The organism is Xanthomonas cucurbitae (assembly GCF_002939885.1).
In the GTDB taxonomy this organism is placed as follows: Bacteria; Pseudomonadota; Gammaproteobacteria; order Xanthomonadales; family Xanthomonadaceae; genus Xanthomonas; species Xanthomonas cucurbitae.
Window position 1 is genome coordinate 17,767 of sequence record NZ_MDED01000021.1, and the last position, 25,429, is coordinate 43,195.

Sequence of the window (25,429 nt, forward strand, 5' to 3'; positions counted from 1 at the left end):
CATGAACGAGCGCGACGCGACCACCCCGGCCTGGGGCGCATGGCCAGCGGGGGAAGGACAGGTGCGCTTTGCGCTCTGGGCGCCGGATGCCAGCGGCGTGGACGTGGTATTCGCCGATGGCGCGCGCGCTGCGCTGCAGGCGGGGGCGGACGGCTTCTTCCGTGCGGTGCTGGCCTGTGCCGCCGGCGCGCGTTATCGCTACAGCATCGACGGTGGCGAGCCGGTACCGGACCCGGCCTCGCGCTGGCAACCGGGCGGCGTGCATGGTGCCAGCGCCGTGCAGCCCACCGATGGCTACCGCTGGAGCCACCCGCAGTGGCAGGGCCGGCCCTGGGACGAGGCGGTGATCTACGAACTGCACGTCGGTGCCTGCGGTGGCTATGCCGGCGTGCAGGCGCAGCTGCCGCAGCTGGCGGCGATGGGCATCACCGCGATCGAACTGATGCCGCTGAGTGCCTTCCCCGGTGCGCACAACTGGGGCTACGACGGCGTGCTGCCGTATGCGCCGGCCGAAGCCTATGGCACGCCGGACGAACTGAAGGCCTTGATCGACGCCGCGCACGGGCATGGCCTGATGGTGCTGCTGGACGTGGTCTACAACCACTTCGGCCCGGACGGCAATTACCTGCACAGCTACGCCGCGTCATTCTTCAACGAAGACAAGCCCACCCCGTGGGGCGCGGCGATCGACTTCCGCAAGCCGCCGGTACAGCGTTACTTCCTGGACAACGCGCTGATGTGGTTGCACGAATACCGCTTCGACGGGCTGCGCCTGGACGCGGTGCATGCGATCACCCCGAACGCCTTCCTGGATACCTTGCGCGAGGCCATCGACACCAGCCTGCCCGCCGGCCGGCATGTGCATCTGGTGCTGGAGAACGAAGCCAACCAGGCCTCGCAGCTGCAACGCGGCTACACGGCGCAGTGGGACGACGACTTCCACAACGCCTTGCACGTGCTGCTGACCGGCGAAGAAGAAGGCTACTACGCCGCGTTCGCCGACAAGCCGACCGCGCACCTGGCGCGCGTGCTCGGCGAAGGCTTTGCCTACCAGGGCGAGCCGGATCCGCGTGGGCATGTGCGTGGCGAACCGAGCGGGGCATTGCCGCCGCACAAATTCGTGGTGTTCGCGCAGAACCACGACCAGATCGGCAACCGCGCACACGGCGAACGGCTTAGCGTACTGGTCTCGCCGCAGCGCCTGCGCGCGGCGCTGGCGCTGACCGCGTTGACGCCGATGATCCCGTTGTTCTTCATGGGCGAGCCGTGGGGCGCTACCCAGCCGTTCCTGTTCTTTACCGACTTCGGTCCGCCGCTGGACGAGGCCGTGCGCGAAGGCCGTCGCCGCGAATTCGCGCACTTTGCCGCGTTCGCCGACCAGGCGCAGCGCGCCACCATCCCCGATCCGAACAGCCATGCCACCTTCGCCGCCTCGCGTTCGCCGATCGAGGACGCCGCGCAAGGCGAGGGCGCGCAATGGGCGGCCTGGTTCACTGCGCTGCTGGGCGTGCGGCGCCACTGGCTGGTGCCGGGCCTGGCGCAGGCACGCGCGCTGCGTGCCAGCGTCCTGGCCGATGGCGCGCTCACCGCCACCTGGGAGTTGCCGGGCGGGTTGTGGCATATCGCATTCAACGTCGGCGCCGCCGCCGTGCCGCTGCCGCCGCGGCGTGGGCAGGTGGTGCATGTCGAAAACGTGGATGCCGCCGCGCAGTCACTGCCGGTCGATGGCTTCATCGCCTGGCACGAGGCGCAGGCATGAGTGCCCATCCCCTGCACACCCTGGCCACTGCGGCCGGGGTGATGGTCGATTGGGTGGATGCCAGCGATCAACCGCGGCAGGTGTCCGAGCCGTCGCTGCAGGCGGTGCTCACGGCGTTGGAGCTGCCGGCCGCCACCGCCGCGCAGCGCGAAGACAGCCTGCGTCGCTGCCAGGCCCAGGCCGCCGAACCTGCCGTTTTGGTCACCGTGCAGGTGGGCGCACCGCTGGCGATGCGCGTTGCCGCCGACGCCAGCGGCCGCTGGAGCGATGACAGCGGTGCCAGCGAAGCGGCGCAGGCCAATGCGCAGGGGCAGCTGCGTGCGCCCTCGCGCCATGGCTACTGGACACTGGAGATCGGCGGAATCACGCAGCAGGTAGCGGTGGCACCGCAGCGATGTTTCGGCGTGGCCGATGCCTGCGGCCACGCCGCGCCGCGGGCCTGGGGCATGGCGCTGCAGGTGTATTCGGCCGGCAGCCCCGACGATGGCGGCATCGGCGATGCTGCCGGCACCGTCGAATGGCTGCGGCATGCCGCATTGGCCGGCGCCGATGCGCTGGCGCTGAGCCCGGTGCACGCTTCGCGGCCGATCACCGGCGGCTACAGCCCGTATTCGCCCAGTGACCGGCGCTTCTTCGACCCCCTGCATGCCGCGCCGGTGCGCATGCTCGGCGAGACGGCGCTGGAAGCGCTTGCCGCCGTGCCCGGCCTGCGCGAGCACTTCAACGCATTGCACACCCATGCCTTGATCGACTGGCCAACCTCGGCGCAGGCCAAGTGGCGTTTGCTGCGCGAGCTGCACACGCGGGTGTCGCCCGAGCATCCGGATCTGCTGGCATTCCGCGCGGTCGGTGGCGCGGAGCTGGACGGGTTTGCACGCTTTGCCGCACGCGATTTCGGCGACAACGATCCACCGCTGCATGTGTTCACGCAGTGGCTGGCCGCGCGCAGCTGGGCCGACGCACAGCGCGAAGCGCACGAGCGCGGCATGCAGATCGGCCTGATCGCCGACTTGGCGGTGGGCTTCGATCCCAACGGCGCCGAAGCTGCGGCGGCCGGCGACAGCGTATTGCGTGGCCTGGTGCTGGGCGCGCCGCCGGATGCCTTCAATGCCGACGGCCAGCACTGGGGCATCGGTGCGTATTCGCCCACCGCGCTGCGCCGCAGCGGCTTCGCACCGTATATCGCGTTGTTGCGCGCGGTGCTGCGCGAGCGCGGCGGCATCCGCATCGATCACATCCTGGGCCTGCTGCGGCTGTGGGTGGTGCCCGATGGCGCCGGCTCCAATGAAGGTGCGTACCTGTCTTATCCATTGCACGACCTGCTCAACCTGCTGGCGTTGGAGTCGTGGCGACACCGCGCCATCGTGATCGGCGAGGACCTGGGCGTGGTGCCGCCGGGCATCCGCGAAGAACTGTCCCAGCGCGGGGTGATGGGCATCGATGTGCTGATGTTCACCCGCGACAGGCACGGTGCATTCATCGCTCCGGCGCTGTGGCGCCCGGATGCGGTGGCCACCACCACCACCCACGATCTGCCCACGCTCACCGGCTGGCGCAAGGGCCGCGATATCGACTGGCGGCGCCAGCTGGAGTTGATCCCGCCCGCCCAGGCGGCCGATGACGCCAAGGCGCGCACGCAGGATCTGGCCCGCCTGGACGCGGCGGTGGAACACGCCGGCCTGCAGGGCGAGGACCCGTTGCTGGGGGCGCTGCGGTTCACTGCCAGCGGCGTGTCGCCGCTGATGCTGCTGCCGGTGGAAGATGCGCTGGCACTGGAAGAACAACCCAATCTGCCGGGCACCGTCGAGGTCCATCCCAACTGGCGCCGACGCCTGCCCGACCCCTTGCCGCATGCGCGCCTGACCGCGGCGCTGCACGGCGTTGCCGAGGCGCGTCGCGTCGCGGCTGTTCCGGACTCCCAGTCATGATCGAGCTTCGCGCCACCGCCCGCCTGCAGCTGCATGCCGGCTTCACCCTGCACGATGCACGCGCGCAGGCGCCGTATTACGCCGGCCTGGGCATCAGCCATCTGTACTTGTCGCCGATCGGGATGGCGGTGCCGGGCTCCACGCACGGCTACGACAATATCGACCCCACGGTGGTCAACCCCGAACTCGGTGGCGAAGATGCGTTGATCGCGCTGTCGAAGGCCGTACGCGAACACGGCATGGGGTTGATCGCAGACATCGTGCCCAACCATATGGCCACGCATGCAGGCAACGCGTGGTGGTGGGATGTGCTGCGGCATGGCCGCAGTGCCAGGCATGCCGACTGGTTCGACATCGATTGGCGCGCCCCGGGGCGCGACGGCAAGCTGTGGCTGGCGGTGCTGGATCGCCCGTATGCCAGTGCCCTGGCCGAAGGCTTGCTGACCCTGGTGGTGGAAGAGGATGGCAGCGCTGCACTGGCGCATTACGACCAGCGCTACCCGATTCGCCCGCAAACCCTGGACGTGCCGGAGCCCGCGGCACGCGCGCAGTGGTTGCGCGACTACAACGACGGCGCCAAGCGCGGCGATGGCCGCCTGCACAAGTTGATCGAACGCCAGCCATACCGCCTGAACTGGTGGCGCGTGGGCAACGACATGATCAACTACCGCCGCTTCTTCGACATCACCTCGCTGGTCGCGTTGCGGGTGGAACTGCCGGCGGTATTCGATGCGGTGCATGCGTTGCCGCTGCGGCTGGTGGCCGAAGGGCACCTGGATGGCCTGCGCATCGATCACGTGGACGGACTCACCGACCCCACCGGCTACGTGCGCAAGCTGCGCAGCCGGCTGGATGCGGCCGGCCGCGCGCGCGGGCTCAAGCCCGGCACGCTGGGCCTGTATCTGGAAAAGATCCTCGCCCCCGGCGAACACCTACCGGCCGACTGGCCGTGCGACGGCACCACCGGCTACGACTTCATGGACCAGGTGGGCGGCGTGCTGCACGCCGCCGCCGGCTTCAAGCCGCTGGTACGCGCGTGGCAGAAGGCCAGCGGCCGCAGTGGCGACTTTGCGCAGGAAGAGCGCAACGCACGCGACGAGATGCTGCGTGGCCCGCTGCAGAGCGAATTCAATCGCGCGGTGGGTGCGTTGTCGGCACTGGCGCGGCTGGACCCGCCTACCCGCGAGTTCAGCCCGCAGATGCTGGCGCGCGGGCTGTGCGTGCTGCTGCGCTGGTTCCCGGTGTACCGCACCTACGCCGGCGCCAAGGGCATCGGCGGCAGCGAAGCCGAGCGCCTGCGCGCCACTGCCGCGCGTGCACGCGAGGGCATGCCCGAAGCGATCGTGGCGGCGGTCAATGCCATCGAGCGCTGGCTGCTGGACGATGCCGGCGCCGACCGCGCGCAGATCGCGTTGCGGCGTATCCTGCGCCGCCGTGTCGAGCAGCTCTCCGCCCCGCTCAATGCCAAGGCGGTGGAAGACACCGCCTTCTATCGGCACGGCGTGCTGCTGTCACGCAACGAAGTGGGCAGCCATCCGACCCATTTCGCCAATGAAGCGGCGCAGTTCCACGCGCAGAACCAGGAACGTGCCAGGCACTATCCGCGCGCGCTGCTGGCCACTGCCACGCACGATCACAAGCGCGGCGAAGACCTGCGCATGCGGCTGGCCGTGTTGTCCGAACAGCCGCGCTGGTGGATCGAGCAGAGTGCCCAGTTCGACACCCTGGCCGAGGCGCTGGATGCGCCGTCCCTGGCCGGCGGCGATCAGCAGATGCTGTGGCAGACCCTGGTGGCGGCCTGGCCGATTGGCTTGGGCGCCGATCAGGCCGAGCCGCTGGCTGTTTTCGCCGAGCGCGTGGCGCAGTGGCTGCTCAAGGCGGTGCGCGAAGCCAAGCTGCACACCAGTTGGACCGATGGCTCGGCCGCCTACGAACAGGCGGTGCAGGCCACGGTGGAGCAGGTGCTGCGCGGCCGCGCCGGGCTGCCGTTGCGGCGCGCGCTGCTGCGCGCCAGCAACCACATCGCCGCGGCCGGTGCGCGCAACGCGCTGGTGCAGACCGCCCTGCGGCTGACCGTGCCGGGCGTGCCCGATCTGTACCAGGGCACCGAAGGCTGGGACCTGTCGTTGGTGGACCCGGACAACCGCCGCCCGGTGGACTATGCGCAACGCCAGCAGTGGCTGGAGCAGGCGCGCGACTGGTCCACGCTGCTGCGCAACTGGCGCGATGGCGCGGTCAAGGCCCGCCTGATCGCCGTGCTGCTGCACCTACGCCGCGAACATCCGGCGCTGTTTGCGAAGGGTGACTATCACCCCCTGCAGGTCGCTGGCGGCGATGCGCAGGTGCTGGCGTTCCGTCGCCACTACCGGGGCCAGTGGCTGGTAGTGGCGGTGACCCGCCTGGGTGCGGGCGCGCACGACGACGGCGATCTACCGTTGCTGGTACCGCCAGCCCGTTGGGGACAGGCCGCACTGACCCTTCCCGACGGCAGCTACCGCAATGTCCTGGACGGCGGCACGCTGCAGCCCCAGCGCGGCCGCGTGCCATTGTCGACGCTGTTTGCACGGGCGCCGGTGGCAGTGTTGTCGCTCCTGTAACCCCTACACACCTCGAGAGAATCGTAAGCAATGAACGAGATGCAACGGCAGGCACGGCTGCGCCAGCTGGCACAGGAGATCTGGGAGGCCGAAGGCCGCCCGGACGGGCATGCAGAGCGTCACTGGGCGATGGCCGAGCGGCTGGTGGATGCCGAAGAGCGTGCGGCCGAACAATCGGCCGAGCATGTGGTCACGCCGATCACTGCACGCCAGTAACGCGGCGCCTGTCATCTTGCCCGGCGCATCGAGGGTTTGAAGGCGCACAGATGCGCCGACCCGCCTGCGTCACCGCTGCCCCGCAATTCCGGGTTGCCGCGTTCGCGTTTCCCGTCTCAAGGAGTTACCGATGGCCACCCGCAAGTTCACCCAGCGCTCGCGCATCCGCGAAGGCCGTCCCAACCCGCTCGGTGCCACCTGGGATGGCCTGGGCGTCAACTTCGCGCTGTATTCGCGCAATGCCACCCGGGTGGAACTGTGCCTGTTCGATGAGCGCGGCCGCGAACAGGAACGCATCGCGTTGCCCGAGTACACCGACGAGGTGTGGCACGGCTACCTGCCCGACGCGCGCCCCGGCCAGCTCTACGGCTATCGCGTGCACGGGCCGTACGCGCCGTATGCGGGGCATCGCTTCAATCCCAACAAGCTGTTGCTGGACCCGTATGCCAAGCAGATCGTCGGCGAACTCAAATGGGCGCCGCATCTGTTCGGCTACACCATCGGGCACCGCGACAAGGACCTGAGTTTCGACCGCCGCGACAGCGCCGCGTTCATGCCCAAGTCTGCGGTGATCGACCCGGCCTTCACCTGGGGCCAGGACCGCCCACTGCAGACGCCCTGGAACCGCACGGTGATCTACGAAGCGCATGTGCGTGGCCTGAGCATGCTGCACCCGGCAGTACCACCGGAAAATCGCGGCACCTTTTCGGCACTGAAGACCGACGAGCTGATCGACCACATCAGCTCTCTCGGGGTCACCGCCGTGGAGTTGCTGCCGGTGCACGCCTTCGTCGACGACCAGTACCTGCTGGAAAAAGGCCTGCGCAATTACTGGGGCTACAACACGCTGGGTTTCTTCGCCCCGCAGGCGCGCTACATGTCTACCCGCACCGTGGCCGAATTCAAGCAGATGGTGGCGCGGCTGCACCATGCCGGGCTGGAAGTGTTGCTGGACGTGGTCTACAACCACACCGCCGAAGGCAATGAACTCGGCCCCACGCTGTCGTTCAAGGGCATCGACAACGCCAGCTATTACCGCCTGGCCGACGATCGCCGCTTCTACATCAACGACACCGGCACCGGAAATACCTTCGACCTGAGCAACGTCGGCGCACTGCGCATGGTGATGGATTCGCTGCGCTACTGGGTGCAGGAAATGCATGTGGACGGCTTCCGCTTCGACCTGGCCAGCATCCTGGGCCGCGAGCGCTACGGCTTCGATCCGTCGGGCAGCTTCCTGGACGCGGTGCGCCAGGACCCGGTGCTGAGCCAGACCAAGTTGATCGCCGAGCCGTGGGACATCGGTCCCGGTGGCTACCAGGTGGGTAATTTTCCACCCGGCTGGATGGAGTGGAACGACAAGTTCCGTGACAACGTGCGCGCGTTCTGGCGCGGCGATGGCGGCCAGCTGGCCGAACTGGCCACACGGCTCACCGGCTCGGCGGACCTGTTCGATCGCAGCGGCCGCCGCCCGACCGCCTCGGTCAACTTCGTTACCGCGCACGACGGCTTTACCCTACGCGATCTGGTGAGTTACCAGGGCAAGCACAACCTGGCCAATGGCGAGGACGGCCGCGACGGTAGCGACCACAATATTTCGGCCAATTATGGTGTCGAAGGTGACACCAACGATCCGGCGATCAAACAGCTGCGCCGGCAGCAGATGCGCAACCTGCTGGCGACCCTGCTGCTGTCGCAAGGCACCCCGATGCTGCTGGCGGGCGATGAATTCGGCCACAGCCAGAACGGCAACAACAACGCCTATTGCCAGGACAACGAGCTGACCTGGATCGACTGGACCGCCGCCGCCAAGGCCGCCGCCGCCGACCAGGCCGCGTTCGTGCGGCGATTGATCCGCATCCGCCAGCGTTACCCGCTGCTGCATCGCGCGCGCTTCTTCGATGGCAAGTTCGACGACGCGCTGGGCCTGAAGGACCTGACCTGGCTGGCGCCCAACGGCGTGGAGATGGACCAGGCCGCCTGGCACGATCCCGAAGCGCGCGCGCTGATGCTGCGCCTGGATGGCCGTTCGCCCACCACCGGCCTGCGCGAGATCGCCGCCAATGTCACCTTGCTGATGTTGATAAACGCCGCGCCTACCAGCGTGGCGTTCGTTCTTCCTGCCATGCACGACGAGCACTGGCGCGTGCTGGTGGACACCGCACGTCATGGCGGACGCGTGGTGGCCGGCGGCAGCGAATGGAAGGCACCGGCGCGTTCGTTGACGCTGCTGGCCGTGGAGCGCGACCGCATTGCCAGCAGCGCACGCATCGTCTCCGAAGGGGCGCGCTGATGGCGAGGACGGCCTGATGGATGTCTTGTTGGCAGGCGCGACCGGATTGGTCGGCAGGCAGGTGTTGCAGCAGTTGCTGGCCGATGCGCGTTGCACCGGCGTGGTGGCGGTGACGCGCCGGCCGCTGACGCAACGGCATCCGAAGCTGCGCAACCAGGTGATCGACTTCGAGCGCCTGTCCAGCTGGACCGCGCCGCGCATGGAAGCGGCCATCTGCGCGCTGGGCAGCACCATGAAACAGGCCGGCTCGCGCGAGGCCTTCTATCGCATCGATCACGACTACCCGATGGCGCTGGCGCGTGCGGCGTGCGCGCAGGGCACCTCGGTGTTCGTACTGAACTCGGCGGCCGGCGCAGATGTGCGTTCGCGGATCTTCTACAACCGGGTCAAGGGCGAGTTGGAACGCGATCTACGCGAGGTCGGTTTTCCTTCGCTCACCTTCGTACGTCCCGGCCTGATCGGCGGGCAGCGCGAACAGCGCCGCACCGGCGAGCATCTCGGCAGCCTGGTGCTGGGTGCATTGGGCCCGATCCTGCCGCGCCGGTTCCGTGTCAACCCGGCCGAGCGGATCGCGGCGGCAATGGTAAGCGCAGCGTTGGCACCAGCGCGTGGCGAGCACAGCGTGGAGGCGGCGGATCTGGCCGGCTGATGTTCGTAGGAGCGCGCCAGAGCGCGACGAGGCCTTACTGGTAATGCCCCGTCGCGCTCTGGCGCGCTCCTACGGATGCGTGTGCACTTTCGCTGGCACGGCACTCACGCGCCTAGCGATTGTCCACCATCCACCGCCAGCACCTGCCCGGTGATCCAGCGCGCCTGCGGCGAAGCGAGAAACAGCGCGGCGTCGGCAACGTACTGCACCTGCCCGAAACTGCCGAACGGAATGCTGTCGCGGATGTGCGCGTACAGCTCCGGCTCTTCGCGCCTGCGTTGGTCCCATAGCCCGTCGGGAAACTCGATCGAGCCGGGTGCGATGGCGTTGACGCGGATGCGTTCGCGTGCCAGTTCGGCGGCCAGGGTGGTGGTGTAGTAATTCAGCGCGGCCTTGGCGGTGGAGTAGGCAATCGCGCGTGGCGTCGGGCGCTGCGCGTTGATCGAGCTGATGTTGAGGATCACCGCATCCGCGCTGCGGCGCAGATGGGGCAGTGCCGCGCGGTTGCAGCGCACCGCCGCCATCAGGTCGATCTCCAGGCCGGCCTGCCAACTAACATCGTCCGTACCGTGACCGTAGCCGGAGGCATTGTTGACGACCACATCCAGGCCATCCAATGCCTGCGCGGCGGCCTGCACGTAGTGCTCGATCTGTGCCGGATCTGCCAGGTTGCAGGACAGTGTGTGCACCGGCGTACCGCGCGCCGCCAGCGTCTGCGCCGCCTGTGCCAGGCCGTCGGGGTGACGCGCACAGATCGACACCTGCGCGCCATGGCGCACGAATGCGTCGGCGATCGCCAGGCCAATGCCACGGCTGCCACCGGCGATCAGGACACGTTGCGGAGGCGATGTGGAGTCGGACATGCCAGATACCTGGGAGCAGAGACCCCCACAGTATCGGACAGCGGGTGTTGCGTGGCCCGCGACTGCCGAAACGTGCGGCTAGACCAGCGCGCCATGCGACATCGCAGGGTGTGACGTTGCTCCATGCGATGTGTCGTGCGGCATCCATCGGAGCAACGGCCTGGTGCGGCAGCAAAGGCGTCGCTTATCTGCACGGGCGGCTGCCCTCTGGTGAGTGGCCCGTACCGCTACAGCATCCATGCCGGCGCAATGGGTCATACCCGCGCCATCATCACGATCGATATCCACACCAGCATGAGCACCTGCATCCGTCAGCGTCGGCGCCAGCATTTCCACGCCAGCGCCAGATCCCGGTTGCCTAACGCTTTCAGTCCTTACCGGGATGCAGGGAATCGGGCGGCCCTGCGCAATGCCAGGCCAACCCGCTGCCGACATCGTTGTTTGACTTGATCGATTGCAGTGGCGATCGCTGTCATCTCATTGCCATGTGCGCCATCCACTGCTTGCCCCGTAAGCCTCATCACCGCTGGCGATCAGCTGATGCCTTTCTGGCTGCAGGTCGCTAACCAAACGTTTACACACCGACGGCGCGCTGCGGGCACAACGTGCGGGTCATTCAGTGGGGAGTTGCACATGGAAACCCATATCACCGTCATCGGTGCCGGCTTCTGCGGCACCGCGCTGGTGCGTGCACTGGCGCAGACGGCCGATGCACAGGTGCGCATCACGCTGGTCGGCGTGGCCGATACGTTCGGCAGCGGCATCGCCTATGGCGCCGCGCGGCCGGAGCATCTGCTCAATGTGCGTGCGAAGGATCTGGGCATCGATGCCCAGGCTCCCGCTGCGTTCGCCGACACCTTGCATCTGGGTGAGAGCGGGCGGTTGGAATTCCTGCCGCGGTTGGCGTATGGGGACTATCTGCGCAGCGAGCTGGATGCCGCCGTCAGTGGCGCGCAGGCGTCGATCGTGCGCCTGTCGCAGGAGGCGGTGGCGGTGGAACGCGCGCGCAAGGGATTTCGCGTGTTCCTGGCCAACGGCGATGCCTTCCACAGCGACCGCGTGGTGCTGGCGGTTGGTGGGCTGCAACCGCAGGCGCTGGCGGGGATCGGCCCGCGCCTGAGCGTGCATCCGCGCTACATCGGCTGGCCGTGGCAGGGCGACGCGCTGGCGCGGTTGGCGCCGGACGATGCGGTGTTGATCGTCGGCACGGGGCTGACCATGGTGGACGTGGCCCTGACCCTGCAGGCGCGTGGTCACCGTGGCCGTCTGCTGGCGATCTCGCGTCGCGGGCTGGCACCGCAGGCGCATCTGCGCCAGCCGGGCGCGCCGCTGGAGTTGCCGCCGCATCTGCAACGCGCGCTCAAGGACGCAGACCTGCGCGGGCTGTTGCGCGGTGTGCGCCAGCTCAGTGCGGTGGTCGATGACTGGCGGCGCGTGGTGGATGCGTTGCGCCCCCATCTGCAACCGTTGTGGCAACGCCTGGCGTTGCCGCAACGCGCGCGGTTTCTGCGTCATCTGCGGCCGTATTGGGAAGTGGCGCGGCATCGCGTCGCGCCGCGTGCGGCCGATCAGCTGGCGCAGCTGCAGCGCACCGGTCAGCTGCAGGTCGCCGCCGCGCGGCTGCTGCGTGCGCGCTGGGTTCCCGATGGCGTGGAGGCGGTGATCCGCACCCGCGGCGCGGCCGATGCGCAGACGTTGCGCTTCGATGCGGTGGTGCGCGCCACCGGCCTGGACACCGATATCGACCGCACCAGCGATCCGCTGATCGCCGGCATGCGCGAGGCCGGTCTGCTGCACGCCGATCCGCTGGGGCTGGGCGTGGACACCGACGCGCACCTGCGCGTGCGTGACGGCAGCGGGCAGATCGTGCCGGGCCTGTACTGCGTGGGCCCGCTGTTGCGTGGGCGCTACTGGGAAATCACGGCGGTGCCCGAACTGCGCGTGGCCACGCGACGCCTTGCCGAACACCTGTTGTTGGAGGCAGCGCCTGCCTCGTGGCCGGAACCCGGTCAGGCGCGAGATGAAGCCATTGCGTTGGGCTAGCGGCTCGCTACGCAGGCGTGTTGCCTTCTGCACTGCATGGGAGAGGCTGCCGCGTTCGCAGATGTGTCCATCGCCTGCGCAGACAGACGTCATGAAAGAACTGTGCGCCTGCGCACCCACTCGGTCGAACAGCGCAAACATGCGGCGCAATGCGCAGCCCATCGCCACCCCGCCGACGCAACCGATCCATGCTAGCGACCCTGGACGCACGTCCGGAGCCTTGCATTCCTTCGTCTGCCTGGAGTTCGCCATGCCTCGTCTTGCTTCCCTCGTCCTTGCCCTTGCGCTGTGCCCGTATGCCCTGCCGGCCGCAGCGACCGAATCCCTGGCCACGCGTGCCGAGGTGATTGCCGCACTGCAGGCCGGTTACGACGTCAGCCTGACCACCGATCTGGGGCGCTGCACGCCCGAGCAGGGCACGCCAGCCAGCCAGACGCGCGGCGGCCGCCATATCGACGCCTACCGCCTCACCGAGGACGGGACGGTCGCGTTCTCCGGCTCGCATTTCACCGTGGCCAACGACGGCAAGCCGATCCAGCAGTTCATGCGCTATCAGCTGCGTCCGGATGGCAGCGTGCGCTTCACCACCTACATGTTCGATTTGCCGACCTTGCAGCAGCGCGGGCCGGTGCTGGCCTATCAATGCGCGATCAACCAGGGCATCGATTTCCACGCCGATTGAGGTGTGGTGCCCGGTGTGGTGGCCGCGCCAGGTCGTTTGATGTGGCGCCGCCGCCAGCGGCGAGCGGGCGAACCGGTGGCTGACCGGGTGGCGCCCGGCTCGCAGCGGCGCGAATCGCCACCGATTCGCCCGGAACGACCGCATGGCCTCACAATAGGCGGTCAGTTCCGGAACCAAGTGGCCATGCGCAAGACCTACCAACTCACCCTCGAAGGCAAGAACCGCGACCGTCTGCTGGAAGCCAGCAAACACGATATCCGCAAGTACATCCGCCGCGAGCGCCGCAAGGATCTGCCGGAAGAAGCCGATTATTGGGACTTTGACATGCGCTTCGGCGTGGACGAGGCCAGCGCGCAGCCGCTGCCGCCGGCCGAACTGATCCGTTCGATCAATGCGCTCACCAGCGATGGGGGCGACCAGTTCTTCGTGGAAATCCTGCGCAAGCCCGCCAAGCGCACCCCGCGTGCCGACGGCGATGCCTTGGCCGCTGGCGAGCTGGACTTCGAACAGGACTGAGCGCGGCTTCACGATGACGGTGTGACCGCATGGGTGCGCCGCTGCGTGCCGCGAACATCAGTCCGGCTTGGCCGCGGGCTGCGCGGCCGCACGCAGCTTGTCCTTCTTGCTGGGTCGCTTGCCCTTGATGCCGCCATTGTCGTCGGCTGCGCGTGTCGGCGTGCCTGCGGCGGGCGTGTCGCCGGGCGTGGGTTCGAAGCCGGCGATCACCTCAGGGGCGATACGCAGTCCTTGGCGTTTTTCGATCAGCCGCCATTGCTGCGTGTTGTCGGCGCTGATGAAGCTGATCGCCACGCCGCTGGCCCCGGCACGGGCGGTGCGGCCGATGCGGTGGGTGTAGTCCACGGTGGAGCGCGGCAGGTCGTAATTGATGACCGCGGGCAGCTGCGCGATATCGATACCGCGGGCGGCCAGGTCGGTGGCGATCAGCACCTGCACGGTGTGCTGCTTGAACGCCGATAGCGTGCGTTCGCGACGGCCCTGGCTCAACTCGCCGTGCAGCGGTTGTGCACTGATGCCGGTCTTTTCCAGCTTCTCTGTCAGCTTGTCGGCCGTGTGTCGGCTGGCAACGAATACCAGCAGCTGTGGCCAACGGTGATCGAGCAGCAATTGGCGCAGCAACTGCGTGCGCTGGCCGGCATCCACGCTGATGGCGCGCTGCGCAATCGCCGGCGTCTGTTCGGGCGTTGCTTCGACGGTGATGCGCAGCGGGTCGCGCAGGCGGCGCTTGGCCAGCACGGCGATGGCGGGCGGGAACGTGGCCGACACCAGCACGCTCTGCCGTTGCGCCGGCAACAGTGCAAGGATGCGATCGAGCTCGGCGCCGAAGCCCAGGTCCAGCAGGCGGTCGGCTTCGTCCAGCACCAGGGTGGCCACGTCGCCCAGGCGCAGCGCGTTGTGCTCCGCCAGATCCAGCAGCCGGCCTGGCGTGGCGACCACGAGGTCGGCTCCACCGCGCAGCGCCAGCAGCTGCGGATTGATCGAGCTGCCGCCGGTGGCGGCGACGATCTTGAGCCGTCGCGGCAGGTGCGCGGCCAGCTGGCGCAGCGTGGTCTCCACCTGTGCGGCGAGTTCGCGGGTGGGTACCAGTACCAGCGCACCGAGCACGCGCGGCGCGGTGTCCGGTGCGAGCAGGCGTTGCTGCAGCAGCGGCAGCGCATAGGCCAGCGTCTTGCCCGAGCCGGTCTGCGCCATCGCGATCAGGTCGCGCCCGGCCAGCATCGGTGGGATGAGCTGTTGCTGGATCGGCGTGGGCGTGCGGTGGCCGGCCTGGTGCAGCGCGGTCTCGAAAAACGGCAGTAGCTGCGGCGACAGCGAGAGATGGGTAAATGGCATTCATGCATTATCCAGGATCTGCGCTTTCAGATGCGTTTGAGGGCATTGCAATCGCTAGTAGATAGCCGGCTCCGTAGCTCCTATAGTGTCTAGGCTCGTTCGTATTCTCGCGAGAAATTTCGCATGTGCCAAGAAAGTGAAGAGCGGTGATGTTTAAATCCATCGACGTTACTTTGATAATTCTAAAATTCAGCATAAACTTCTCTATTATTGAAAATAAAAATCTGCATGTATTATTTCAAGTAATAACCTGATGTGAGGTGGCTAAAATGGGTTCATGTATCTCCAAATGCAGCAGCGTGCCGAACTCTCCGGCAACAAATTCGGTTAATTCGTTAAGTCCCCAAGGGGAATTGCGTGGCGGTGGTTCCATCAGTTCAAGTGCGTCTTCATCCGGAAGATTCGAGGGGCTGAAGCCTGCGCCAAAACAATCACAGGCGCCGAGGAGTTCCAAGCGCCGCCTCGCTGGAGAGATTGAGAATACTCTTTTCTTTGGCCGCCAGGAGACACAGGAAGAGCTCTTGCTGTGGGCACATGACGGCGATCCAGCCTCCATGACGCATAATTTGCAAAATATCCCGATAACTGTACGTCAGTTCTTGGGTGGTCACCCATCATTCGATCCGGAGGAGCGCTGTCCGGAGTTGAATCAGCAGTTTGCTGATTATTTGCGATCGAATCCGAAGTGGGCATCTGCCGTAAATGACCAGAACAGAGAGAACTTCAGCGACGAAACACCCGACATGAGCCGGGCGCTGTCGATGATTGGTGACCCGGTGGCTTTGGCTGGTAGATCAAGTCGTGAGGTCGCTGAGCAGGCCGCCCTCAACGAGACCAACGTTTTCAAGAAAAAATCCAAAGGAGCCCTTTCTTTCGCGGTTGAGACCGGCCGTGATGTTGCATTTGGCCTGAATGGTCGTAGCGAGATGAGCTCGGCGCCAGCTAAAAATCCATTCTATAAACATGGATATTACGCTGGGACAAGTGTTACCGACGCGGAGTTGAGGCACATTTATCGTAATCGCGAAGATCCCGGCTACCAGCAGCGTGTCCAGTTCTATAGCCAAGTGCACCATGGGATAGAATCGCCCACAAGAAATCATCTTGAATTTGAACAGTGCGCCCCGCCTTGGGAGCAAGAGCCGCAGATCTGGCAGAACTATATGCCAAAGGCTGAAGACTAGCTGAAATTACTGTCAGCAGCGGGGCCATTTTTATTTTTCAGCAGCGTCAGGGAAGAAACTGGCACCCGATAAACTGCGAGTTCCGGTGATCCTATCAGCGGCCACACTGTATAGACGCAACTGAATCGCGAAACACGGCGTAGCCCGCGAAGTGCTTGCTGCTGCTCTTCCACGCCGTGCAGTCGCGTCTTGGAGTGCCACCGAGAATCGGCTAGGTTGGGGCGGCCAGATCGTCGAGCATGGCGCGCAGGAAACGCGCGGCCTCACCACCCGTGGCAGCACGGTGGTCGAACGTCAGCGACAGCGGCATCACCTTGTGGGTTTCCACCCCGCCCATCACCGGCACGAGCTGGTAGCGCGCGCGGCCGGCGGCCACGATGGCCACGCACGGCGGCACCACCACCGGGGTGGCGTAGCGGCCGGCGAACATGCCGAAGTTGGACAGCGAGATGGTGTAGCCGCTGAGCTCGGCGGCGGCGATGCTGCGGGTTTCCACCTGCTGGCGCAGCCGGTTGATGCCCTCGCGGATGCCGTGTGCATCCAGCATGTCGGCATTGCGCAGTGCCGGCACGAACAGGCCTTCTTCGGTATCCACCGCAATACCGATATCCACCCGGTGGTGCAGGGTGCGGCTGAGCGCGTCGCCATCGAACCAGGCGTTGAGTGCGGGAACTGCTTGGCACGCACGCACGATGGCGCGCACCAGGCGCACGGTGACGTCGTTGCCGGGCTGCCAGGCATGCAGGTCGGCATCGTCGTTGAGCGTGGTCGGGACCACCTTGCTGTGCGCGTCGGCCATGACGCGCGCCATGTTGCGGCGCACGCCCTTGAGCTGTTCGGGTTGGCCCTTGACGCTGGTGCCGGGTGGCTGGGTGCGCATCGGTTTGCCGCTGGCCGAGAGCGTGGAGCGGGACTGGCCCTCATCCGCCCTGCGGGCACCTTCTCCCGCAGGCGGGAGAAGGGTCGCGGTTGCCGGCCGATCTCTGCCGTCGGCGGCGATCCCCGCGGCTTTCCCACCGTCACCGATCGAGCCACCTCTCCCGCTTGCGGGAGAGGTCGGCGCGCCATGCGCGCCGGGTGAGGGCCGCGCGGTGCCGGCGGCCGCCGCCTGCTTCACGTCTGCCAGCGTCACCGTGCCGTCCGGGCCGGTGGCGCGCACTTGGGCCAGGTCCACGCGCAGCTTGCGTGCAAGCGCACGCACGACCGGCATGGCGCGTACGCCGCCGACGGCAATGGCCTGCTCGCTCTGCACCGCGTTGGAGCTTTGCATGGCACCTACCACGGTGCCGGCGTCGTCGCGCTCGCTCGGTGCATCGGCGCCGGCATCCGCATCGGCGATCTCACCGCCATTGTCGGAGGCGACCACGCGGTCGCTGGGGCCGGCCGCGCTCTGGCCGGTGCTGGGCGTATGCACTTGCGCCTGCGCGCCGCCGTGCCCATGCCCGTGGCCGGTGTCCTGGCCATCGGCACGCTGCGGCTGCGAGGCATCCAGAGCGAACTGCGCCAGCATGGCGCCGGTCACGATCACATCGCCGGCCGCACCGGCCAGCTTGACCACGGTGCCGGAGAACGGCGAGGGCACCTCGACCACCGCCTTGGCGGTTTCCATCGACACCAGCGGCTCGTCCAGGCGCACGCTGTCGCCTTCGGCGACGAACCATTCAACGATGGTGGCGTCCGGCAGGCCTTCGCCCAGGTCGGGCAGGTGAAACGTCTTGCTTTGGCTCATGGCAGATTCTCTTGTGCCGCCGGCAATGGCGGCAGGGTGTCTTCGAGGAGTTCCAGATCGGCGGCCGGCAGCCAGCCCTGCGCGCCATCGGCGCGTTCGGACCACCACCAGCCACCGTGTTCGTGATGCAGCAACACGTCATCGCCTGCCTGGGCATCGAGTTCGCGTGCGTCGTAATCGCGCAGCGCTTCGGCCAGGCCATCACCCAGCGGGCGCAGCCACGCCACCGGTGCCCAGCCGGCATGGCCTTGCCCGGTATTGACCCAGGCAAACGCCGGCCATTCTTCATCGCGCACACCAATGCGGACCTGCTGGCCGGCATGGAAGCGGATCGGGTTGGCGACTCTGGTGCGGTGAGCGCAGAGCAGACGGGCGCGCATGTCAGCCGGCAGCCACCGCACGCCGCGCGGCGGTGACGATGCGCTCCACGCTCGGCAGGTACTTCATTTCCAGCCGGAACAGCGGGATATGCGTGTCGTAGCCGGTGACGCGTTCGACCGGTGCCACCAGGTCGTACATCGATTGCTCGGCCAGGCGCGCGGCGATCTCCGCGCCGAAGCCGGCGGTGCGCGGGGCTTCCTGCACGATCACGCAGCGGCCGGTCTTGGCCACCGATTCGGCAATGGTGTCGAAGTCCAGCGGGCGCAGCGTGGCCACGTCGATCACTTCGGCGCTGATGCCTTCGCCGGCGAGTTTGTCGGCCGCTTCCAGCGCTTCCTTGACCTGCGCACCCCAGGTGACCAGGGTGACATCGGTGCCGTCGCGCAGCACGAAGCACACGTCCAGCGGCAGCGCTTCGCCATCGTTGGCCACCACTTCCTTGTACTGGCGATAGATGCGCTTGGGCTCCATGTAGATCACCGGATCCGGGTCGCGGATCGCGGCCAGCAACAGGCCATAGGCGCGCTGCGGTGAGGATGGCAGCACCACGCGCAGACCGGGCACGTTGGTGAAGATGGCTTCGTTGGCTTCGCTGTGGTGTTCCGGCGCGCGGATGCCGCCGCCCCACGGCACGCGCAGCACCATCGGGCAGTGCAGACGGCCACGGGTGCGGTTGCGCAGGCGCGCGGCATGGCAGATCAGGTGATCGACCATGGGGTATACGAAGCCGTCGAACTGCGCTTCGGCCACCGGTTTCATGCCTTGCGCAGCCAGCCCCACGCTCAGGCCGGCAATGGTGGTTTCATCCAGCGGGGTATCCAGCACGCGCGCGCTGCCGAAGCGTTGTTGCAGGCCGGCAGTGGCGCGGAAGACGCCGCCATTGACGCCCACGTCTTCGCCCAGCACCAGCACCGCAGGGTCGTGTTCCAGCTCCCAGGCCAGCGCCTGGGTGATGGCTTCGATCAGGGTGATGGGCGAACTCATGGCGATCTCTCCGTGCGCGGCAGCGGCGTGGTAAGGGGCACTGGCGTGCTGCGAGGCGTCTACGGGCATCGGCTTGAGCTCATCCATGACGTGCCTCCAGGGCCATCGCCTCGGCGCGCTGGGCCAGCAATTCGGCCGGTGGGTCGCCATAGAGATGATCGAACATCGCTTCCACCGGCTGCACCGGGGTATTGAGGTAGGCGTTGACCTCTTCGTCGATGCGGGCGCCGCATTCGGTTTTCCAGGCCGCTTCCTGCGCTTCGTCCCACAGGCCTTGCGCGGTGAGATAGCGGCGCAGGCGCAGCAGCGGTTCGCGGGTCCAGGCCTGCTTGACCTCGTCCTCGCCCCGGTAGCGGCGCGCGTCGTCGGCGGTGGTGTGGTCGGTGAGGCGGTAGGTCATGAATTCGATCACCGTGCCGCCGTCGCCGGCCAGGGCGCGCACGCGCGCCTGCCGCATCGCTTCGAGCACCGCGATCAGGTCGTTGCCGTCCACCTGCAGGCAGTGCAGGCCGCCGGCCAGGCCTTTTTGCGCCAGCGTCTGCGCACCGGTCTGCGCCGCGCGCGGCACCGAGATGGCCCAGCCGTTGTTGATGACGCACAGGATCAGCGGCAGCTTGTAGGCGCCGGCCGAGTTGAGCGCGGCATAGAAGTCGGTCTTGGAACTGCCGCCATCGCCGCAGCAGGCTACCGCCACCTGCGGCTTGCCCATCAGCTTGAACGACAGCGCCGAGCCGGCCGCATGCAGGCACTGGGTGGAGATCGGCACGCAGATCGGGAAGTCGATCGCCGCATCGGCAGTGCGCGGATAATCGCTGCCACGCTCGTCGCCGCCCCAATACAGCAGCACATCGCGCGGGCGCACGCCACGTTCGAACATGGTGCCGTATTCGCGGTAGCTGGGCGCGAACACATCGCCGCTGCGCATCGACGCGCCGATGCCCACATGGGTGGCTTCATGGCCCAGGCTGGCCGCATAGGTGCCGAGCTTGCCGGTGCGCTGCAGGGCCACCGATTTACTATCGAAGGTGCGCACGAACAGCATGCGCTTGAACAGCGCCAGCAAGGTCTGCGGGTTGGCGGCGTCGGCCGGCAGGTCGTCGCGGACGACGTTGCCGTCCGCGTCCATGTATTGCAGATAGTCGATCTGGAACTGCGCGGCTACGCTCATTGCGGCGACACCTTCATCAAGAAGTTTCAAATGATATGAGTTGCCATGTTAAGGAGGACGCTGCAAAACCCTTTCCTGCACCGCAGCACGTCGGATGTTGGGGTGCACAAAAAAAGGGCGCGGAACGACCCGCGCCCGTTGCCGCCGTTGTGCCCGGCGATATGCTGCACTGCGGTCAACGACGATCCGCGCCCCCGCCGACCGGGGTGACGATCAGCGCCGAATCGTTGCCCGGGTTCGCGTCCGGCGATGCGGATGTGGCACTGGCCTGCACGCGAATCGCGCCGTCGGCCGGAACCGGCCGGGCCGCCACGGTCAGCGGGAACGCGGCCTGCGTGCCCGGCGGCATCACCGTCGCACTGCTGCAGACGAAGCGGGCGCTACGCAGCGACTGCAGCTGCTTGTCGCAGCGCCAGCCAGGCGGCGGGACCAGCTGCGACAGCGCAGACACCGTGTTGCCTTCGATCACCAGGCTGGGGTGCTGTGCCGGGGCGGTGCCGAGGTTGCTTAGCACCGCCCGGTAGCTGGCATTGAAGGCGGTGGTCGGCAGGCTGGTAGGGCCGTCGAGCCGCACGGCCAGGTCGCTGCGGGGTTGCGGACGTGCCTGTACCGTGACCGACGCGGTGTCGGTGTTGTTGCCCGGTTGCGGATCGGGCGATTGCGAGGCGACCGACCCGGCCAGCATCAGGGTGCGTCCTGCCAGTTCCGAGCCAGTATCGAGTTGCACCGCAAAGCTCTGCCTTGCGCCGGGATTCAGCGCGGGCAGATTGCAGGTAAACGTGGTCTGCGTGGCAGAGGTGAGGTTCTGGCAGAGCCAACCCGTCGGAGCCGTGATACGCGCCTGCACCGGTAGGTCGAACACCAGCGCCAGCGCTGTGAACGGTGCCCGATCCGGCCCGCGGTTGTCCACATCCACGGTGTAGTCGATGCGCTCGCCTTCAGTGACCTGCGCACGTGCGGCACTCACCGCCACGCCCAGGTCCGCGTTGACCTGCTTGCGCATGCGCAACAGCACCACGGTGGGATTGTGATCGGACAAGCGCGTGGGCGTATTGGCAGCGTTGCGCGCGGTGCCGGGGAAGTCGGCATTGATGCGCGCATGGCCTACTAACAGCGAGGCGATCTGCGGCGTGCGCATCAGCGCATCGCTGGCCAGGATGTGGTCCAGCGATTGCACGTTGCCGTCGAAGACGTACGAATAGCTCTGGTCGGGCGTGTTGAACCAGGTCAGGTCGGTGTAGTCCGGGTTGACCAGATCGGCGCCATCGCCGGCCACCACGGTCTGCGCATCCGGCGCCGGCCGGCCGGTGACGGTGCCCATGGCATCCACATAGCCGTCGTTGAATTCGAAGGCGTTGAAGTCGCCCATCACCAGGACTTTTTCGTCAGGGTTCACTTGCTGACGTGTCTGCAGCAGGCGCGCCAGGTACTCGGCCTGGGCCTGGCGCTTGGCGCGGATGCGGGTACCGGCCGCATCGTCGGTGTCGGCGCCGTTGAGCGAGCGCTGGTGCACCACGATGGCCGTCAGCGGCAGCGTGCGGCCGTCGGCCTGGTGCACGTTGGCAGTGAGCACCAGCGGCGGTCGGTCGTTGAGCAGGCTCACGCCGCCGGCCGGCTCGGTCCAGGTGGTGGTCTTGCCTTCCTGCGCAATGGAAAGCACTTCCACGCGGGGTACACCACCGGCCACCCAGGCGGTCTTGACCAGGAAGCCGACGTCGATGCCGCCAACGTCGTTGCCTTCCTGCAGGTACGCCACGTACTGGGGATCCTGCTGACCGGCGGCCACCGCGTCGGCGTTGATGCGCGCGGCCAGGGTCTGCAGCACGCTGAGGTTTTCCACTTCTACCGTGCCCAGGATGTCGGGCGTATGCAGGTAGTTGCGGATCGCCAGCGAGGCCTTGTTGAGGCGGGCCTGGAACGCGGCCGGGGTGAGGACCGGCTCGCCAATCGCCGGGTCGTTCTGGTCGTCGAAGAAACGTTCCATGTTGTAGGTGGCCACGGCCACATCGTCTGCCTGCGGCATCGGTGCGGGGCGTGGTTGATCGGCACCGTTGCAGGTCACCTGCGGGGTGCGTTCCGGATACAGCGTGTAGCGGCGGAAGCTGTAATCCAGCGGGCCGACCACATTGAACACCATGCAGCCGGCGGCCAGATCCAGTCGCTCGCCACCCACGCCGGCACTGCCGACGGCGATCACTTCCGGGTTGGTATTCCAGCGGGGCACGCCTGCCGGCGAGCCGGCAGGCAGCGGGTCGGGCAACTGCACGCCCGGCTCGCGGAAGGCGCGCGGCACGCCGGTGACCACAGCATGGAACACGCCATTGCTGGTGGCGGTGGCATTGGTCTCGTTGACGCTGCCGCCGGTGGGCGCATTGACGGTGAGGCTGGCGGCGGCCACGCGCATGCCTTCCAGCTCTTCGAGCTGATCATAGGCGCCGTTGGGGTTGGGGAAGTCCGGGCGCAGCATCACCGGCGACGGCAACGGGTTGCCGGCGGAATCGGCCAGCACGGTGGGATTGCCGCCGATCTCGGTCAGCGGCGGCTGGGTCGGGTCGGCGGTGGGCACATATTCGATCACCGTGCCCTGCACGCGCACCCGGTTGCCGATGGCGGCGGCCTCCGGCGGTGCGCTGCCGGTGTAGACGTAGACGCCTTCGGAGGTGGACGGATCACCGTCGGCTTCGGTATCCGGGGCCTGCAGAAAGAACCCCGCGCTGCGGCGCGCGGTGACGATGCCCGAGGTGGCGACGACCTGGCCGTCCAGCGGCGAGCGTGCACCCTTGCCCTGGATGGCGTGGATCGGCAGCAGGCTGAAGTCGTCGTTGACGATAGTGCCGGTGGCGCTCAGCGTGGCCGGTAGCGCGCCGGTGACCCCGCTGATCTGCAAGCGGAAGCTTTCATCCGGTTCGGCGATGGCGTCGCCCAGCACGTCCACCGCGATGCTGGCCGTGCGTTCGCCAGCGGCAATGCGCAAGGTGGTCGCGGGCAGGGCGACATAGTCGCTGCCGGCGGTGGCGGTGCCATCGACGGTGGCGGCGGTCAAGCTCACCCCACCGGCACCGGCCGGCTGGCTCAGGCTCAGCGTGAACACGACGCTGCGGTTGCCGCTGTTGCCTTCGGCCTGGCTGACATCGGCCAGCGTGGCGATCGGCTGGCCGCCGCCGCTGCACAGGCGCACGGCGCTGGCGGAATTGCGCGGGGCCGGCGCGCCGGTGGCGAAGTCGGCCGCGTTGTTGTCGGTATCGGTGCAGCCATCGCCTGCGCGCAGCACCGCCAGCGTGTTGCTGGGGGCCGGGGTGGGCGCATTGCCTTCGGCGCAGCTGGCATTGCTGCCGTAGCCGACCAAATCGGCGTTGCCGGTGGGGCAGTTGCCACTCAACGCGAAGGCGCTGTTGCTCAGCGCCACCTTGCCAGCGGTGCCGCTCATGGCCAGCGTGCCGGTGGCGTCGGAGGTGGGCAGCGCCACGCTGCCGCCGCTGCCGTCGGCCTGCTTGATTAGGTAATAGCCGCCAGCCGGCACGCTGCCCGCCAACGGGGTGACCTGCCAGCTGCTGCCGGCCGCCGAGGCGTATTGCACCGACCAGCCGTCCAGGCTGACCGTGGTGGTGCCGCGATTGTGCAGCTCGATGAAATCGCTGCGCAGCGTGGCGCCGCTGTTGCCGCCACCGCCGTAGACCTGGCTGATGACGACCTGGGCGGAGGCATGGCCGGCAAACGCCAGCCCACACAGAAGTAAGGCTGCACGACGCTGCAACGCTGGCATGAGATGAGAGTCCCCTGGATCGGTGAGACGTGAAGCGCGCCCCTGCACCGGCCACGTCCCTGGCCGGTAGCGCTGTCGAATTCTGCATGAATTTGCAGACCTAGGTTGACGATATGGTGACAGCGGCGCACCAGCCGAGACTGCGTCGGGTGCATGCCGATTGATTCAGAGGTGAAACAAGCGACCTCGAGTTTGAGGTCGGGGCGCGCAATCACGTAGGTGTGGACGGTTAGCCAGGCATCCGCACAGGCATCGCCGGCCCAACCCCTCCAAGACGGCAAGCAACCAGGCAACGCGAGCCCTCCGCCATTCCCCATTCCCGATTCCCGATTCCCCATTCCCGATTCCCGATTCCCGATTCCGCAGCGGCTGCCAAGCCGCCGCCAGCGCGCTACCCTGCGCAGCCCGATCCTCAACGCTTCGCCATGCCTGTCGATAAGAACCTGCGTGACCTGGAACCCGGCATCCACACCGATCTGCAGGGGCGGTTGACCTATGGCGGCTATCTGCGGCTGGACCAATTGCTCTCGGCGCAGCAGCCCTTGTCCGAGCCGGCACATCACGACGAGATGCTGTTCATCATCCAGCACCAGACCTCCGAGCTATGGTTGAAGCTGCTGGCGCACGAGCTGCGCGCGGCGATGGTGCACCTGCAGAACGACCAGGTCTGGCAATGCCGCAAGGTGCTGGCGCGCAGCAAGCAGGTGCTGCGCCAGCTCACCGAGCAGTGGTCGGTGCTGGAAACGCTCACGCCCAGCGAGTACATGGGGTTTCGCGATGTCCTCGGCCCTTCGTCGGGGTTCCAGTCGCTGCAGTACCGCTATATCGAGTTCCTGCTCGGCAACAAGAACCCGCAGATGCTGCAGGTGTTCGCCTACGACCCGCAGGGCCAGGCGCGCCTGCGCGAGGTGCTGGACGCGCCCAGCCTGTATGAGGAATTTCTGCGCTACCTGGCGCGCTTCGGGCATGCGATTCCGCCGCAGTACCAGGCGCGCGACTGGACCGCCGCGCATGTGGCCGACGACGCGTTGCGCCCGGTGTTCGAGCGCATCTACGAAAACACCGATCGCTACTGGCGCGAGTATTCGCTGTGCGAGGACCTGGTGGATCTGGAAACCCAGTTCCAGCTCTGGCGCTTCCGCCACATGCGTACGGTGATGCGGGTGATCGGCTTCAAGCGCGGCACCGGTGGCTCCAGCGGCGTGGGCTTCCTGCAGCAGGCGCTGGCGCTGACGTTCTTCCCGGAATTGTTCGACGTGCGGACCTCGGTGGGGGTGGAAAACCGTGCGCAGGACGCGGGAAGTGCCGAAGCAGCGAAAGGCTGAGGAGCGAAAGGGCG

18 protein-coding genes are annotated in these 25,429 nt (G+C 67.2%); 11 read left to right on the top strand and 7 right to left on the bottom strand.

What is annotated here, in order from left to right; genetic code table 11:
- The first annotated feature begins 1 nt into the window (after position 1).
- From treZ to XcuCFBP2542_RS12185, 6 genes are all read left to right on the top strand, one after another.
- Positions 2-1,759, top strand: a complete 1,758-nt coding sequence (gene treZ / locus XcuCFBP2542_RS12160; protein ID WP_104603824.1) for a malto-oligosyltrehalose trehalohydrolase — start codon at positions 2-4, stop codon at positions 1,757-1,759.
- Complete coding sequence (locus XcuCFBP2542_RS12165) at positions 1,756-3,687, top strand: 4-alpha-glucanotransferase (protein ID WP_104603825.1); 1,932 nt, start codon at positions 1,756-1,758, stop codon at positions 3,685-3,687. The genes treZ and XcuCFBP2542_RS12165 overlap by 4 nt, the downstream gene beginning before the upstream one ends.
- Positions 3,684-6,284 carry a malto-oligosyltrehalose synthase gene (treY, locus tag XcuCFBP2542_RS12170; protein WP_104603826.1) on the top strand — a complete coding sequence of 867 codons (2,601 nt, stop codon included), beginning with the start codon at positions 3,684-3,686 and terminating at the stop codon, positions 6,282-6,284. Before XcuCFBP2542_RS12165 ends, treY begins: the two co-directional genes overlap by 4 nt.
- Before the next feature lie 30 nt (positions 6,285-6,314).
- Complete coding sequence (locus tag XcuCFBP2542_RS12175; protein ID WP_104603827.1) at positions 6,315-6,500, top strand: DUF2934 domain-containing protein; 186 nt, start codon at positions 6,315-6,317, stop codon at positions 6,498-6,500.
- Between the two features lie 130 nt (positions 6,501-6,630).
- Entirely contained in the window at positions 6,631-8,793 is a 2,163-nt protein-coding gene (gene glgX, locus XcuCFBP2542_RS12180; RefSeq protein WP_104603828.1) for a glycogen debranching protein GlgX, read from the top strand.
- A 16-nt stretch (positions 8,794-8,809) separates the two neighbouring features.
- Positions 8,810-9,442, top strand: a complete 633-nt coding sequence (locus XcuCFBP2542_RS12185; RefSeq protein WP_104603829.1) for an NAD(P)H-binding protein — start codon at positions 8,810-8,812, stop codon at positions 9,440-9,442.
- A gap of 104 nt (positions 9,443-9,546) precedes the next feature.
- Here XcuCFBP2542_RS12185 and XcuCFBP2542_RS12190 read toward each other — a convergent pair whose 3' ends face one another.
- Positions 9,547-10,305: an SDR family NAD(P)-dependent oxidoreductase gene (locus tag XcuCFBP2542_RS12190; RefSeq protein WP_104603830.1), complete on the bottom strand. Its 759-nt coding sequence runs from the start codon at positions 10,303-10,305 to the stop codon at positions 9,547-9,549.
- Positions 10,306-10,938: 633 nt separating this feature from the next.
- On the opposite strand from XcuCFBP2542_RS12190, the gene XcuCFBP2542_RS12195 reads away from it, so the two are divergent.
- The 3 genes from XcuCFBP2542_RS12195 to XcuCFBP2542_RS12205 all read left to right on the top strand — a co-directional run bounded on the left by XcuCFBP2542_RS12195 (position 10,939) and on the right by XcuCFBP2542_RS12205 (position 13,546).
- A complete protein-coding gene (locus tag XcuCFBP2542_RS12195) occupies positions 10,939-12,348 on the top strand; it encodes an FAD/NAD(P)-binding protein (protein WP_104603831.1) in 1,410 nt (469 codons plus the stop codon).
- A gap of 250 nt (positions 12,349-12,598) precedes the next feature.
- Positions 12,599-13,030 carry a VirK family protein gene (locus XcuCFBP2542_RS12200; protein ID WP_104603872.1) on the top strand — a complete coding sequence of 144 codons (432 nt, stop codon included), beginning with the start codon at positions 12,599-12,601 and terminating at the stop codon, positions 13,028-13,030.
- A 183-nt stretch (positions 13,031-13,213) separates the two neighbouring features.
- Complete coding sequence (locus XcuCFBP2542_RS12205) at positions 13,214-13,546, top strand: DUF6172 family protein (protein ID WP_104603873.1); 333 nt, start codon at positions 13,214-13,216, stop codon at positions 13,544-13,546.
- 57 nt (positions 13,547-13,603) lie between these two features.
- Here XcuCFBP2542_RS12205 and XcuCFBP2542_RS12210 read toward each other — a convergent pair whose 3' ends face one another.
- On the bottom strand, positions 13,604-14,881 hold the full coding sequence (locus XcuCFBP2542_RS12210; protein ID WP_104603832.1) for a DEAD/DEAH box helicase: 1,278 nt from the start codon (positions 14,879-14,881) through the stop codon (positions 13,604-13,606).
- A 269-nt stretch (positions 14,882-15,150) separates the two neighbouring features.
- Between XcuCFBP2542_RS12210 and XcuCFBP2542_RS19380 the strand changes: the two genes are divergently transcribed.
- Positions 15,151-16,065 (top strand): hypothetical protein, encoded by a 915-nt coding sequence (locus tag XcuCFBP2542_RS19380; RefSeq protein ID WP_158251449.1) that lies wholly within the window; start codon positions 15,151-15,153, stop codon positions 16,063-16,065.
- Positions 16,066-16,276: 211 nt separating this feature from the next.
- On the opposite strand, the gene XcuCFBP2542_RS12220 is transcribed toward XcuCFBP2542_RS19380, so the two are convergent.
- The 5 genes from XcuCFBP2542_RS12220 to XcuCFBP2542_RS12240 form a co-directional block, all read right to left on the bottom strand.
- Positions 16,277-17,794 carry a dihydrolipoamide acetyltransferase family protein gene (locus XcuCFBP2542_RS12220; RefSeq protein ID WP_104603834.1) on the bottom strand — a complete coding sequence of 506 codons (1,518 nt, stop codon included), beginning with the start codon at positions 17,792-17,794 and terminating at the stop codon, positions 16,277-16,279.
- The gene (locus tag XcuCFBP2542_RS12225) at positions 17,791-18,174 is read right to left on the bottom strand and encodes an SH3 domain-containing protein (protein ID WP_104603835.1); all 384 of its coding nucleotides are present in this window, start codon (positions 18,172-18,174) and stop codon (positions 17,791-17,793) included. Before XcuCFBP2542_RS12225 ends, XcuCFBP2542_RS12220 begins: the two co-directional genes overlap by 4 nt.
- Position 18,175: 1 nt before the next feature.
- Positions 18,176-19,246 carry an alpha-ketoacid dehydrogenase subunit beta gene (locus tag XcuCFBP2542_RS12230; protein WP_167526812.1) on the bottom strand — a complete coding sequence of 357 codons (1,071 nt, stop codon included), beginning with the start codon at positions 19,244-19,246 and terminating at the stop codon, positions 18,176-18,178.
- Positions 19,239-20,327 (bottom strand): pyruvate dehydrogenase (acetyl-transferring) E1 component subunit alpha, encoded by a 1,089-nt coding sequence (gene pdhA, locus XcuCFBP2542_RS12235; RefSeq protein ID WP_104603836.1) that lies wholly within the window; start codon positions 20,325-20,327, stop codon positions 19,239-19,241. Before pdhA ends, XcuCFBP2542_RS12230 begins: the two co-directional genes overlap by 8 nt.
- A 175-nt stretch (positions 20,328-20,502) precedes the next feature.
- On the bottom strand, positions 20,503-24,090 hold the full coding sequence (locus tag XcuCFBP2542_RS12240; protein WP_104603837.1) for a lamin tail domain-containing protein: 3,588 nt from the start codon (positions 24,088-24,090) through the stop codon (positions 20,503-20,505).
- Between the two features lie 425 nt (positions 24,091-24,515).
- Here XcuCFBP2542_RS12240 and XcuCFBP2542_RS12245 point away from each other — a divergent pair, with 425 nt between their 5' ends.
- Positions 24,516-25,415, top strand: a complete 900-nt coding sequence (locus XcuCFBP2542_RS12245; RefSeq protein ID WP_104603838.1) for a tryptophan 2,3-dioxygenase — start codon at positions 24,516-24,518, stop codon at positions 25,413-25,415.
- The last annotated feature ends 14 nt before the right edge of the window (positions 25,416-25,429 follow it).